This is a genomic window from Gemmatimonadota bacterium (assembly GCA_026705765.1).
GTDB lineage: Bacteria > Latescibacterota > UBA2968 > UBA2968 > UBA2968 > VXRD01.
Genome location: JAPPAB010000174.1, coordinates 24,137 through 38,499 on the forward strand (window position 1 = coordinate 24,137; position 14,363 = coordinate 38,499).

Annotated in this window: 10 protein-coding genes and 1 tRNA gene; 5 read left to right on the top strand and 6 right to left on the bottom strand. The window is 51.7% G+C overall.

From position 1 onward, the window contains the following. Nucleotides 1-25 precede the first annotated feature (25 nt). From OXH16_22050 to OXH16_22065, 4 genes are all read left to right on the top strand, one after another. Nucleotides 26-2,818, top strand: a complete 2,793-nt coding sequence (locus OXH16_22050) for a 2-oxoglutarate dehydrogenase E1 component (protein MCY3684090.1) — start codon at nt 26-28, stop codon at nt 2,816-2,818. A gap of 12 nt (nt 2,819-2,830) precedes the next feature. Further along, a complete protein-coding gene (gene odhB / locus OXH16_22055) occupies nt 2,831-4,003 on the top strand; it encodes a 2-oxoglutarate dehydrogenase complex dihydrolipoyllysine-residue succinyltransferase (GenBank protein ID MCY3684091.1) in 1,173 nt (390 codons plus the stop codon). A gap of 97 nt (nt 4,004-4,100) precedes the next feature. Then, complete coding sequence (lpdA, locus tag OXH16_22060) at nt 4,101-5,486, top strand: dihydrolipoyl dehydrogenase (protein ID MCY3684092.1); 1,386 nt, start codon at nt 4,101-4,103, stop codon at nt 5,484-5,486. Between the two features lie 6 nt (nt 5,487-5,492). Then, nucleotides 5,493-7,286 carry an ABC-F family ATP-binding cassette domain-containing protein gene (locus OXH16_22065; GenBank protein MCY3684093.1) on the top strand — a complete coding sequence of 598 codons (1,794 nt, stop codon included), beginning with the start codon at nt 5,493-5,495 and terminating at the stop codon, nt 7,284-7,286. A 72-nt stretch (nt 7,287-7,358) separates the two neighbouring features. On the opposite strand, the gene OXH16_22070 is transcribed toward OXH16_22065, so the two are convergent. The 6 genes from OXH16_22070 to rpsU all read right to left on the bottom strand — a co-directional run bounded on the left by OXH16_22070 (nt 7,359) and on the right by rpsU (nt 12,789). Beyond that, nucleotides 7,359-7,664 carry an HU family DNA-binding protein gene (locus OXH16_22070; GenBank protein MCY3684094.1) on the bottom strand — a complete coding sequence of 102 codons (306 nt, stop codon included), beginning with the start codon at nt 7,662-7,664 and terminating at the stop codon, nt 7,359-7,361. 131 nt (nt 7,665-7,795) lie between these two features. Next, nucleotides 7,796-7,872 (bottom strand) — tRNA-Ile (locus tag OXH16_22075). 87 nt (nt 7,873-7,959) lie between these two features. After that, entirely contained in the window at nt 7,960-9,732 is a 1,773-nt protein-coding gene (gene dnaG, locus OXH16_22080; GenBank protein ID MCY3684095.1) for a DNA primase, read from the bottom strand. Nucleotides 9,733-9,884: 152 nt separating this feature from the next. After that, a complete protein-coding gene (gene ispG / locus OXH16_22085; protein MCY3684096.1) occupies nt 9,885-11,855 on the bottom strand; it encodes a (E)-4-hydroxy-3-methylbut-2-enyl-diphosphate synthase in 1,971 nt (656 codons plus the stop codon). 44 nt (nt 11,856-11,899) lie between these two features. After that, complete coding sequence (locus OXH16_22090) at nt 11,900-12,508, bottom strand: CvpA family protein (protein ID MCY3684097.1); 609 nt, start codon at nt 12,506-12,508, stop codon at nt 11,900-11,902. Between the two features lie 83 nt (nt 12,509-12,591). Then, nucleotides 12,592-12,789, bottom strand: a complete 198-nt coding sequence (gene rpsU, locus OXH16_22095; GenBank protein MCY3684098.1) for a 30S ribosomal protein S21 — start codon at nt 12,787-12,789, stop codon at nt 12,592-12,594. Nucleotides 12,790-13,066: 277 nt separating this feature from the next. Between rpsU and OXH16_22100 the strand changes: the two genes are divergently transcribed. Then, the gene (locus tag OXH16_22100) at nt 13,067-14,341 is read left to right on the top strand and encodes a HAMP domain-containing sensor histidine kinase (GenBank protein MCY3684099.1); all 1,275 of its coding nucleotides are present in this window, start codon (nt 13,067-13,069) and stop codon (nt 14,339-14,341) included. Nucleotides 14,342-14,363 lie beyond the last annotated feature (22 nt).

Below are 14,363 nucleotides of genomic sequence, written 5' to 3' on the forward strand. Positions count from 1 at the left end.
AGGCTATAGAAAGGTGGGGATTGTTATGTCATTCGATATTGCTGCGATTGCCAATGCCGATTATATCGACGCGATGTATGAGAAGTACAAACAAGACCCAGATCTGGTGGATGAAAGATGGCATATATTTTTTGCGGGGTTTGATTTGGGGATGCAGCGCGATGGTGCCGACTTGACTCCAGATGCGTCAGATGAAAGCCAGGCGGAGGAAAATGTCATGGCGTTTCTCGATGCTTATGACACATTGGAGGAATATACCCGCATGGATGCGAATAGGCAGCAGGGGGCTCTGGCTCTGGTCAATGCCTATCGCACATGGGGGCACCTGGTCGCCGATATCGCGCCGATGAGTTATACGCGCCCACCATATCCGCTGTTGGAGTTGTCCGAATACGGCTTTACAGAAGAGGACCTGGATCAAATTGTCGGCGATGGCGGGTTCCTCGGTCCCACGGACGGGACGTTGCGCGACCTCGTTGCAAAGCTCAGGCAAACATACTGCGGTTCTGTGGCGGTAGAATACACCGATATTCCGTATAAGAGCCAGCACGAGTGGCTGGAGCAGCACATGGAACCGATCTTAAATTCGCCGAAATTCAGTGCGGAACAATGCCGGGATCTGTTGAGGCTATTGATCGAAGCACAGGAGTTTGAACAATTTTTGCATGTTAAATATATCGGGAAAAAGCGATTTTCTATTGAAGGTGGCGAAGCGCTGATCCCGATGTTGCACGCGCTTATTGAAACTGGGGCTGCGCTAAATGTCGAAGAAATGGTGATGGGGATGGCGCATCGAGGTAGGCTCAATGTGCTTTCGCATATCATGCAAAAGCCCTATCCGGAGATATTCAGTGAATTTGAGGGTGTTGAGTTGGGAGAGGGGTCGGGCGATGTAAAATACCACATGGGGTTCGCCCATGAGTATGTCACGCGCGATGGGCATACAGTGCATTTGGGATTGACGCCAAATCCGAGTCACCTCGAATTGGTCAATCCCGTGATTGAGGGCATTGTTTGTACGAAGCAAGAGACAAAAGGCGATGTTCAGCACGAGCATATCGTACCGCTGATCATTCACGGCGATGCCGCTTTTGCCGGGCAGGGCATTGTGCCTGAGACGATTTGCCTGTCCCATCTGGATGGCTATGATAATGGGGGTACGATTCATATTGTTGTGAATAACCAGATTGGTTTTACAGCACTGCCCCGGGAGTCCCGTTTTACGGCGTATCCAACAGATGTGGCAAAGATCGTTAAGATGCCCATTTTTCACGTCAATGCGGATGATCCCGAAGCTGTGGTACACACGGCGCGTATGGCTATGGCTTATCGCCAGGCGGTGAAGAACGATGTGATTATCGATCTGTGGTGTTATCGCCGATACGGTCACAATGAATCCGACGATCCGGCTTTTACACAGCCCCTGCAATCTGCTGAAATCGCCGAGCATCCAACGGTTGTCGATTTGTATTCGAGGCGTTTGATTGAGCAAAATATCGCAACAGAGGATGATGTCGATGCGATGAAGCAGGGTGTGCGCGAGAAGCTTGAGGCGGCATTTGTCGATGCGAAAAATCAAAAGACAAAACCGCGTGAGCCTGCATTTGGGGGCGCGTGGAAGGGATTTGGGAAGGCGGGCGCAGATCGCACGGCAAAAACCGCGGTGAGCAGAGAAACATTGATTGATATTGCCGAAAAGGCGACGACTGTGCCCGAGGGATTTAACGCTTATCGCAAATTGATGCGCCAACTCGATTACCGCATGCAAATGGTCCACGGTAAGGTGGGTATAGACTGGGGTTGTGCGGAGATGCTCGCATTTGGCAGTTTGTTGGTGGATGGGTTCCCGGTGCGATTGGCGGGGCAAGATTCTCAGCGGGGTACATTTAGTCATCGGCAAGCGGTGTGGCACGACGTCAAAAATGGCTCGATTTATTCACCGTTGAACCATCTATCGGATGGTCAGGGTGGTTTCAGGGTCTATAATACGATGCTTTCGGAGTTGGCAGTGCTGGGCTTTGAGTTTGGCGTGAGCTATGCCAATCCCAATAAATTGACGATCTGGGAAGCCCAGTTTGGCGATTTTGCCAATGGCGCGCAGATGATTATCGATCAGTTTATTTCCAGTTCTGAGGCCAAATGGCAAAAGATGAGCGGGCTGGTGATGCTGTTGCCGCACGGGTTTGAAGGCCAGGGACCAGAGCATTCGAGTGCGCGGTTAGAGCGGTTTCAGGCGTTGTGTGCCGAAGACAATATGCAGGTGGGTTGCCCCACGCTGCCCGCGCAGTATTTTCATTTGCTGCGCCGCCAGATGCTGCGCGCATTTCGCAAGCCTCTCGTTTTGATGATGCCAAAGAGTTTGTTGCGGCACAAAGAATCGTTTTCAACGCTCGAGGATTTGTCCGAGGGGGCGTTTTATCCCGTTTTAGACGATCCCGCACAGCCCGATCCCGGCGGTGTGAAGCGCGTTGTTTTCTGTACGGGTAAGGTCTTTTTTGATTTAAAAGAGGGGCGGGACAAAAAGGGCGAGGAACGGGTCGCACTGGTGCGGATTGAGGAACACTATCCCTTTCCGTGGGATGAGGTGGGGGCTATACTTGAAAAATACGGCGATGCGGATATTTTTTGGGGACAAGAAGAGCCGCAAAATATGGGTAGTTGGGATTTTATGGAGCCAAAACTCCGCAGGTTGCTCGATAACAAAAAGCCAGTGCGCTATCTGGGACGAAAGCCCACGGCTGCAACGGCCACGGGTATTCAGTCGGTGCATTTGGCCGAACAGCAAGAGATCGTGGAGACGGCTCTGGATTTTTCTTAGGGAGGCGCGTACATGCCTGTTGATGTGGTTTTGCCCGAATTGGGAGAGTCAGTGACCGATGCCATTCTGGTCGAGTGGTTGAAATCGGATGGCGAGGCCGTGGCGGTAGATGAACCCCTTGCGGTTATTGAAACGGATAAAGCCGATGTCGAATTGCCCGCGCCTTCGGCGGGTGTGTTGCATACACTGAAGGCCGATGGTGATACGATTGAGGTCGGTGAGACTATTGCTACAATAGATGAGGATGGTAAAGCTGTTTTAAAGGCTGAAGTACCGGAGGAGGCCGATGGTTTGAGTCCGGCAGTGCGCCGATTGGTGACAGAGCACGATCTCGATCCCGCGGCGATTACAGGGACGGGAAAGGACGGCCGATTGACCAAAGGAGATGTGCTGGCGTATCTCGATTCAGAAGGGTCTGAAGTGCCCGATTCGCCCGTTTCTGAACCCGAAACGCCTGCGCCACCTCCTGCTCCCGCTGTTACGGGCGATGGCGAGCGGCGCGAACCCATGAGCCAGATTCGCACGCGTATTGCCGAGCGTCTGGTTTCTGCACAGCAGACCGCGGCGATGTTGACGACGTTTAATGAAGTAGATATGAGCGGTATTTTTGATCTGCGCGCCAAATACAAAGAGATGTTCGCAGAGGTACACGGCATATCCCTGGGTTTGATGTCTTTTTTTGTTCGCGCCAGTGTTATTGCTTTGCAGGAATATCCCGATGTAAATGCCAGTATCGATGGTTCTGATATTGTCTATCGCGATTATGTCAATATGGGCATTGCAGTGGGTACTGATCGCGGTCTTGTCGTGCCGATTTTGAAGTCGGCAGAGCGCATGTCTTTTGCCACTATTGAGTCTGAAATTAAGCGCGTGGCGCTCTCTGCGCGAGAAGGCAAGCTGGGGTTGGATGAGTTGAGCGGGGGCACGTTTACAATTACCAATGGCGGGGTGTTTGGATCGCTGTTGTCAACGCCTATTCTCAATCCGCCTCAGACGGGGATTTTGGGCATGCACGCGATTCAGAATCGGCCCATCGCCGTGGGGGATGAGGTGGTTGTTCGCCCGATGATGTATCTGGCATTGACTTATGATCACCGCCTGATTGACGGCCAGACTTCGGTCACATTTCTGGTTCGCGTAAAAGACTTGCTCGAAGATCCCGCACGTATGATGCTGGAGGTGTGATCCGCAGATGGACGCAGATGGACGCAGATGACGGATAAACCGTAGGGGCGATCCCTCGTGGGTGCCCGAATTTTTTACCGATTTTGAGGAGCCTCTCGTGGCAGATAATACATTCGATCTCATTGTTATTGGTGCTGGTCCGGGGGGGTATGTCGCGGCGATTCGCGCGGCGCAATTGGGCATGCGCGTGGCGTGTGTTGAGAAACAGGCATTGGGGGGTACATGTCTGAATGTGGGCTGTATTCCGAGTAAAGCCCTTTTGGAGTCGAGTGAATTGTTTCATCAGGCGGCGTCTTCGCTGGATATTCACGGTGTAAAGACCGGTGGTGTGGAACTGGATTTGAAGGGTATGATGAAGCGCAAGTCCGGTATTGTGCGGAGGATGACGGGCGGTATTCGCGGTCTGTTTCGGAAGAATAATGTGACGCATATTTCGGGGCTGGGGCGGCTGGCTGGCGATGGAAAGGTCGATGTTGATGGGGATATTTATTCGGCAGAGCGCATTTTGATTGCTACGGGTAGTTCTGCTGTTGAGTTGCCCAATTTGCCTTATGACGGCGAGTATGTGATCAGTTCTACCGAGGCGTTGGCACTGGATGAGGTGCCCGGGAAGATGATTGTTATTGGCGCAGGTGCGATTGGTCTCGAGTTGGGGTCGGTGTGGCGTCGCCTGGGTGCAGAGGTGCATGTGGTGGAATTTTTGGATGGGGTGACGCCGACGATGGACCGCGAATTGTCCCTCGGTTTGCAGAAGGTGCTGGAGAAGCAGGGGCTGAGGTTTTCGTTTGAAACGCGCGCGAAGTCGGCTGAGGTTTGCGATGGGAAGGTGATTGTGACGCTCGCACAGGGCGGGGAGACGACTTCAGAGACGTGTGACCGGTTGTTGGTCGCTGTTGGGCGAAGGCCAAATACCGATGGGCTGGGTGGCGAAGATGTGGGGTTGGAGATGGATGGCCAGGGGCGCATTCTGGTTGATGACGTATTTGAGACAAATTTGCCGGGTGTCTATGCGATTGGCGATGTGATTCCCGGTCCGATGTTGGCGCACAAGGCAGAGGAAGAAGGTGTGGCTGCGGTGGAATGTATGGCGGGAAGGGCGGGGCATGTGAATTATGGCGCGATTCCCAATGTGGTTTACACGCATCCAGAACTGGCATCGGTGGGCTTGACAGAGGAGCAGGTTGTGGCGGATGGCATTCCCTACAAGGTGGGCAAGTTTCCAATAGCTGCCAATGGTCGCGCACATACGCTACAGGCGGTGGATGGAGAGGTGAAGATTATTGCACATGAAAAGACGGACCGCGTGTTGGGTATCCACATTTTGGCCGCACGCGCGTCCGATATGCTCGCCGAGGGGGTTCTGGCAATGGAATTTTCCGCGAGTGCAGAGGATATTGCGCGAACAATGCACGCGCATCCCACGCTGCCAGAGGCACTGAAGGAGGCCGCGTTGAATGTGGAGGATGAGGCGATTCATATTTGAAAAAAAATGACTATTTTGGAATTACATCATATTGCAATGGATTACGGTGCTCAGGATGTGCTGGTTGATGTGTCTTTTAAGATCAATAAGGGCGAAAAGGTGGGTTTGATTGGTGACAATGGCTGCGGAAAGACTACCATTTTAAAATTGATTGCGGGTATTGAAAGACCCGTTTCTGGCACAGTGAGTAAGGTAAAAGGCATATCTACGGGGTATCTCGAGCAGCACCTGAAATTTCAGGCGGGAAGGCGTGTTGAAGAAGAAATCGCCTCGGTATTTGAAGCAGTCAATCAGATGCAGCGCAAAATGCGCAAACTGGAAGATCAGATGGCAAACGGTGTGTCCGATCAGATCAATGCGGTGATGGAACAGTACGGGCGCTTACAGGAGGCTTTTGAGCGGGCAGATGGCTATGCTTGTCAGGCAAAAATTGATGCGGTCATAGATGGACTGGGTATAGATGCCTGGCGGGACCAATCTGTCGATGTATTGAGTGGCGGTGAAAAGAATCTGGTGGGCTTGGCAAAAATTCTGCTGGGCGAGCCCGATCTGCTGTTGCTGGACGAACCGGGCAATCATCTCGATTTTGAAGGATTAGCCTGGTTAGAGACATTTTTGCAAAATTTGGACCGAACGGTGATTCTGGTATCGCACGACCGCTATATGCTGGACCGGGTTGTGAATCGGATCGTGGAAGTTGAAGATGGAAAAGCCAGCACATATATGGGCAATTATTCGGCCTACCGCGCAGAAAAAATGCGTCAATTGCTCTTGCAGAAAGCGGCATACGACAACCAGCAGAAGGAAATTCAACGGCTGGAGGAGATGATCAAGCGTTTTGAATTGTGGGGTGGAGAAAAAAATATACGGCGTGCGAGAAACAAGGGAAAAATGCTGGACCGCATAGATCGGATCCATCGGCCAGTCATGGATCGCCAGCGCATTGATCCTGCATTTGGCGCGATTCAAGGCAGTGGAAAAATTGCTTTGGAGTTGCGAAAGTACGGGCGCAAAGCAGGTAAGCGCACGCTGTTTCGAGATGTTGATTTGCTGGTGCAATCGGGCGAGCGCGTCGGATTGGTTGGGGGTAATGGGACGGGTAAATCCATGCTCTTTAAGGATATTGTTGCCGAGGCTGCCTGGGAACACCCCACAATGCGAATTGGTCCACGCATTCAATTGGGATATTACGCACAAGAACACGAGACCTTAAATGACGACCGAACCATTCTCGAAGAGATCTGTTTGTCGGGTGAGTTGAACCGCGATCAGGGAGGTGGGGTGTTGTCCAGGTTTTTATTTTCATGGCGTGATCTGGACAAAAAAGTCGGCAATTTAAGTGGTGGGGAAAAAAGCCGCGTTCAGTTGGCCTGTTTGATGGTGTCTGGGGCCAATATGTTGCTATTAGATGAGCCAACCAATCATCTGGATATCGCATCCCGCGAGCAGGTGGAAGATGCTCTTGAAGATTTTGACGGCACACTGATAGTGATTTCACACGATCGCTATTTCCTCGATAAAATTGCCGAGCGCGTGATTGAAGTGCGCGATCTGAATTTGGAATCCCATGTGGGCAATTTCTCAGATTTTTGGGCAAAATGGAGATCAGATAAGACGCTAGATGGAGAGTTCGATTCTGAGGTTGAAAAACAAATTGAGGCATTGGAAGGTGAGAAATTGCGATTGGAACGGGGAATGGCATCGGCTTTTGAAAAAAGAGATTTCAAGCGAGGAGACCGCCTCAGCCGTCGGTTGCGTCTGGTGGAGCAGCAGATTGAAAATCTTTATGAGGCTTTGTAAGTTACATTGTCAGCGTTACAAGAAAACACCGCAGCAGATTTGCTGCGGTGTTTTTAGATCTCCTTACCCCGTTTATTCCAGATCTTTGAGAGGGGTTGAAAGGGCATCTCGAAGTATTTTGCCGGGTTTGAACCCCACTTTGCGTCGCGCAGGTACATAGACTTCTTCGCCCGTTCGGGGATTGCGTGCGCGAGGACGGGCGTTGGTGCGTTTGACTTCCCAACTTCCAAAGCCTCTAATTTCGATCCGTTCACCTTCGATGATGGCTTCTGCAAGGGTTTCAAAGAGTACATCTACGGCTTGTTTTGCCATTGTGTTTTTGCAATCAATTTCATCTGCAAGTATTTTTGCCAGGTCTGCTTTGGTGATGGTTTGCACTCGTTACCCCCCGCAAAAAGTGCCAAACGCATTGTATAGAATAAAGCGTTTCAGGCGATTATCCAGAAAATAATGAAATGACTGTTCACAAAAAAACGGCGACCTCGCTGGATGGTCACCGCGATGATTTATGGTGGGCGCACAGGGACTCGAACCCCGGACCAACGGATTATGAGTCCGTCGCTCTAACCAACTGAGCTATGCGCCCCAAATTCAGTTTTGCTAATTTAACCCAAAAAGGAAAGATAAGGAACATAGATAAGTTGTCAACTGAAAATTGGATACCTCGTGAAATTTATTTTGGCTCAGCTATCGCTTTGCGCTGGGCAGTGAGGTGGCGGTGTTTTTCCAGTGTGGCGCGCAGGTCGTCGGAAGAAAGCGGTTGGCGCAATTGCTTTTCGAGCCGTTCGATTTCGCTTTCGAGACTTTTGAGCTGGAACTTGTGAATATAATCTTGAATGGGAACATCAATGTTGGGATTCTCAATTCCAATTTCCAGAGATAGATCGGTTAATATGCGGCACAAGCGAGCATCGTTGCACTGATCGATGAGGTGCGCGGCTTCAATGGATTGTTTTTGCTGTCGGTTGCGAGCAATCAGGGCGGCGATTTGCCGGTAAGCACTGTTTGTAAAGTTGTCGGGAGAAATTTGATTGAAGACGCTATCGGCGGTTTCGGGATGTTGCATCAGGTAGGTGAGCAGTTCGCGCTCGGAACGGGGCCGCGTATCATAAGTTTCGGGTTCTGGTTGTCCGTTTTGCGGTCTTGTAGAGCGGCGTTGTGTTTGGGCAATGCCGATGAGGATTTCTTCATCTATTCCGATTTTTTCGGCGATGTCTTTGATGAGAAATTGTTTGAGTGCCTTGTCTGTGATGCGCCCAACGAGTTCGGCCAATGCGTGTGCTGTTCGGGTTTTGCCATCTACGGTGGAAAGGTCGTTTTGTTGCGCAAGTTGTTCTATGAGGAAGTCGATGGCGGGTGCGGCGTTTTCGGTGAGGCGCAGAAGGCCGTCGGGTCCCTGGGCGCGCACATAGCTGTCGGGGTCGTGGTCTTCGGGCAGGGTGACAACGCGCACTTCAAGGCCCACTTCAAAGAGCGATCCGATCCCCCGCATTGCCGCGGTTGCTCCGGCGGTGTCGCCGTCGAAGATGAGTATGGTTTTGGGCGCGTAACGCCTGAGCAGGCGCGCGTGGTCGGTGGTAAGTGCTGTGCCAGAGGATGCGACTGCGTTTTCAATGTCGTATTGCGCGAGGGCAATGAGGTCCATGTACCCTTCTACAACGAGTGCTACACCCGCATCGCGGATGGAGTCTCTATTGCGCCACAAGCCGTACAGGGTGGCACTTTTGTTGTACACAGGGGTTTCCGGAGAGTTGATGTATTTTGCCTGTTCGTTGGGGTCGAGGGCGCGTGCACCAAAAGCTACCGGGCGTCCTGTGGCGGCGTGAATGGGGAAAGTGATGCGATTGCGAAAGCGGTCGTAAAAACCGTCTCCTGTTTGTCTTGGTGTGACCAGGCCGGCGCGTTCGAGTATTTGCAGAGAGAATCCCCGGCGGGTGGCGACTTGCAAGAAGCCATCCCATTGATCGGGCGCGTAACCGAGAGAAAAGGCATCGATGACGTCGCGGTTTATGCCGCGATTTTTGAGGTAGGCCATTGCATCGGCGGCTTTTTCGTCTTGTGTGAGCAGGTGGTGAAAATATTTGACCGCGAGTTCATTGGCGCGGTAGAGTTGGTCAAAGACTTCCTGCTGGTCCGGGTCTGCGGGTTTTGCATCGGGCAGGACTATGCCCGCGCGGTCGGCGAGTTGGCGAACGGCTTCGATAAAGCTGATGTTTTCTATTTCGCGCAGAAATGTAAAGCTGTTGCCGCCTGCGCCGCAGGCGAAACACTTGTAGATCTGTTTTTCTTGTGAGACGTTCAGGGAGGGGGTGGAGTCGTCGTGGAAAGGACACAGGCCGACAAAATTTTTGCCCCGGCGGGTCAGTGCAACGTGATCGCTTACCACATCGACTATGTCGATGGACAGGCGCACTTGATCGATGGTGGTTTCTGGAATGCGCGGCATGTGAGGAACTCCCTGGGACGAATCAGCGAATCAACGAATCGGCGAATCGATGAAACAGGTAATGTACATGAAAGCCGTCATTGCGGCATGATTTTAGCCGCAATCCAGAGGTTTTGGGTGGTTGGGCGGGGTTCGTCTATTCGTCTATTCGTCTATTCGTCTATTCGTCTATTCGTCTCTGGCTCAATCCAATCGCCGCCAGCCCGTATCAGGTCAATGAGTTCGTCAACCGCACCTTCTGTGGGGATATTGCGTTTGACGATGTCTTTACCCTTGTAGAGCGTGATTTTGCCGGGACCACTGCCTACATAGCCGTAATCGGCGTCGGCCATTTCGCCCGGGCCGTTGACAATGCAGCCCATAATGCCAATTTTGACGCCTTTGAGGTGGTTTGTGTGGCTTCGAATCAGGGCGGTGGTTTCCTGCAGGTCGAACAGGGTGCGCCCGCACGATGGGCAGGATATGTATTCGGTTTTGGAGATGCGGGTGCGCGTGGCTTGCAAGATGCCAAAGGCTGTGCGGGTGAGGACGTGATCGTCTATTGGATCGGATGCCTCAAGCCACAGGCCATCGCCGAGGCCATCGACGAGTAGTCCTCCGCAGTCTGTGGCAGCGTGGAGCATGAAGGCGTCATTGTCTGAGTACATTGTTGCGCTATACGTTCGGCGGATGACTACGGGTATGTCGCAATGCCAATCCGCAAGCATGCAGAATGCGCGGCGCAGTTCGGGCATGGCGTGGGTGTTGTGCGTTTGCAGGACGAGCACTGTACAGGGATCGGTCTTGAGCGCATGGATAAGCGGTGCGTCGAGTTCTTCGAGTTCGGCACAAACAAAGGTGATGCGCTCGGATGTGTGATTGGTTTGCAAGTATGCAGCCGCAGAAAAAATTGGATATGCCGTGGATGCGGGCGACCAGGTCCGGGCATTTTGGATGACGCCCAGCGTGCCTGGCAGTTCAAAGTCCAGGGTGCGGTCGCCGATGTCGATAAAGTCAACGGCCATGTCGGCGATATGCCATTTGTCGAGTGCCGCGTCGTACAAATAGCCAAAGGGTTGCAGGGTTTTGGGGGTGATGGTGCCCTGTGGGGTGGCAATGACGATTGGGGCACTCGGTTTGCCGATTTTTTCGATCTGTCGCGTTGCGCGGCGGGTGTAAGAAAACGGATCGATATGAGATGTTTGAATGTCCGGTATTGGCGCGTGATCGCTTCGGTTGCGATAGCGGGCGACCAGTGTTTGCGCTACGGGGATTTCGGCTTCGGGTTCTTCGGTGAGGGAGACGCGAATGGTATCGCCCAGGCCGTCTTCGAGTAGTGCGCCTATGCCCACGGCCGATTTGATGCGTCCGTCTTCGCCATCACCAGCTTCCGTGACGCCCAGATGGAGCGGATAGTTCATGCCTTCGGCCATCATTTTGTGTACCAGCAGGCGGTAGGCTTGAACCATGATTTGCGGATTGCTGGCTTTCATGGAAAATACGATGTCGTGATAGTCGAGGTCAATGCATATTCGCGCAAATTCGAGGGCGGATTCGACCATGCCGAGTGGGGTGTCGCCAAACCGGCTCATAATGCGGTCTGAGAGCGATCCGTGGTTGGTACCAATCCGCATGGCTGTGCCGTATTCTTTGCAGATTTTGACCAGTGGTGAAAATCTGTCGCGGATGCGGTGCAGTTCTTCGGCGTATTGTTCATCGGTGTATTCGATGATCTGGAATTTTTTTTTGTCGGCGTAATTGCCGGGGTTCACGCGCACTTTTTCCACGATTCGGGCGGCGATTTCAGCGGCGTTGGGGGTGTAGTGAATGTCGGCTATCAGTGGGGTGTTATAGCCCGCGGCTCTGATTTTTTTTTGGATGTTTTCGAGGTTGCGGGCTTCGTTCTGGCTGGGTGCTGTTATACGCACGTATTCACATCCAGCGCGGATCATGCGGATGGATTGGGCGACCGTGCCTTCGGTATCCATGGTATCGGTTGTGGTCATTGACTGCACGCGAATGGGATTGTCGCCGCCGAGTGGTACACCCCCGATATCGACTTCACGGGTTTTGAAGCGGGCATATTCCGTGAGCGAATTGCAGTATTTGCCCGGAGAGATGAGCAGGTCACTGGTTATGGACATTGGTCGTCTCTGTGTGACAGTAGGGACGGGTTTAAAACCCGTCCCTATTTGGATTCCTCAAGTATTTCGTTGATTTTTTTTCGCGCTTCACCGGCTTCTTTGTTCAGCTTTTCAATTAGAGGAGGCGTTTTTTCGATTTGAATGCCCAGTGCTTCGAGCAGGGTTTTTACGTTGGGAAACATGGCCTGTACACCCTCGGCAATCATCCGGGCGGATTTTTGAAGTGGTGCGCCTAAGGTGGAATTGTCGATGAATTCGGGCGCGCGGCTATGGATGGGATGGGCGCGAAAAAATATGGCGATCAGGCCTAAAATCAATGCGCCTTGAACCAGCCCCAGAGCAATGCCGCCAAATGCGTCAATCGCGCCGAGAGGTGAGGCACGCAGCATTCCGTGAAGGGCGCGCCCGAGAAAATAGCAGGCGGCCAGGACGGCTACAAATACCACGAAGAACCCGAATAGCGCGGTGCCTGTGCCGAGGTCTTCCGTTGTATCGAACAAAGCGCGCGCTGTTGTTTCGCCATAAGTGAGGGCAAAACCATAAGCCAGTATCACGCTGAGTAGCATGATGAGGCTTTGTACCAGCCCAATTTGCCATCCTTTTCGAGCGAACCAGAAGAGGCCGAGGGCAAGAATGAGATCGACGATGTTCATTTGATGAGCAAGATGGGATTGGATAAAAAAAAGCGATAGCCACCCTGAGTGATTATCGCTTAATTCAAATAATTGCGAAAGACTTAGCGGGTGTATTGCTGGTCCAATTTGATCCGCTTGCGTTTTGCAGCGGCAATTTTTCGTTTCCGACGTTCACTCGGTTTTTCAAAGTGTTGATTTTTTTTCATGTCGGAAATAACACCGGCTTTTTCGCAGGCTTTTTTGAACCGCTTGAGTGCTCTTTCGAACGGTTCGTCGTCGCGTACGAGGACACCAGGCATGCCTGGACTCACCCCTTTCTTTTGTGAATGTGATGAATAATCAAAACGAATTTCAATATAACATATAAAATGTCCCGCACTTTTGCAACTCGTTTTTCCCCTTCGTCCTCCCTTGTCTATACGCCTTGAATTGGTCCGCCCTAAAAAACGTCTTTGTTCATTTGAAGGCGTTTTTTATTTTTAATGCGGAAATTTTCGGACTTTGGTTTTGATTGGGAACTCAAAAAAGTGTCGGGCGTTTTTGGTTGGGAGAAAGGACCACTGAATGGAGGGACGCATGCAGTTCACAAATGCAAATAAGATCGAGGACAAGCTCAAGGATTTACACTTACGCCTGTCCAGTCAAAGTTTTTTGACGGCTTATTTTTTTCTTTTGGCGGTTATTATTGTCATCGCGTTCCTCATTTATACTCAGCTTTATGTGGTGCAACCCATGCGGCAAGAAGCGAGGCGTATGGGAGAGTTCTACGCTTTTATGCACAGTGTGGTTACCCTGGATACAATTAAGGTCGAGGGATTTTATAAGGATGTCATTTTTGATACCATTTTGAATCCCAATTTTCCGGTCGTAATCACAGACGAACAGGGTGTTCCCAGACACTGGAAAGCGGTTGGCATTCCCTTTGACGACCACAGTCCGGAAACTCTGGGCAAGGTGATGGATAAGGCTTACGCGCTCGATCGAGAAAAAGATCCATTGCGGTTTGAATGGCCCATTAAGAAGGAACCGGAAATCTGGGAATTGCACTGGGGTGCGTCCGCGCTGGAGAAGCGTTTGAACTGGTTGCCTTGGGTCGCTTTTGGGGTGACGATCTTATTTACTGGAGGTGGATATCTCGGTTTTCGGTATATTAAGAATAGAGAACAGCGGTCTTTATGGGTGGGGATGGCCCGGGAAACAGCCCATCAGTTGGGTACGCCGCTGTCTTCGCTGTACGGTTGGTTGGCGCTGTTGAAGGACGAGTTGGATGCAGAGGGTGATAAAGAGAGTAGCCAGAGGCTGAAAGATATCCTGGGAGAGATGGATCGGGATACGAGCCGATTGGATAAGATCGCTTCTCGCTTTAGTTTGATTGGTTCTACACCCGAATTGCGATTGGGTCAGGTGCGCGATGTGGTGGCTGAAACTGCGGGTTATTTGCGCGCGCGCTTGCCAGAGAATGTGCAAATTTTAGAGGAACTGAACGATGTGCCGGTTGTTCCGATCAATCGGGAGCTTTTGGGATGGGCGTTTGAAAATCTTTTCAGAAATGCCGCCGATGCGATGGAAGGCCGAGGAGGTCGCATTGAAGTGTCGTCGCGCGTGGAGGAACGCCGGGTGGTTATTGAAGTGCGCGATACGGGAAAAGGCATGCCTTCGCATATGTTTAAGCAGGTTTTTTTGCCGGGTACCAGTACCAAGAAACGCGGGTGGGGACTCGGTCTTGCATTTGTGAAACGCATTGTGGAAGACTATCACAGTGGAAAAGTGTATATCAAAGAAAGTGTGCCAGATCAGGGCACGACATTTGTCATTTTGCTGCCTTTGCCTCCGGCGGATATAGATGACTAATAATCCTTTATCAATCATCAAA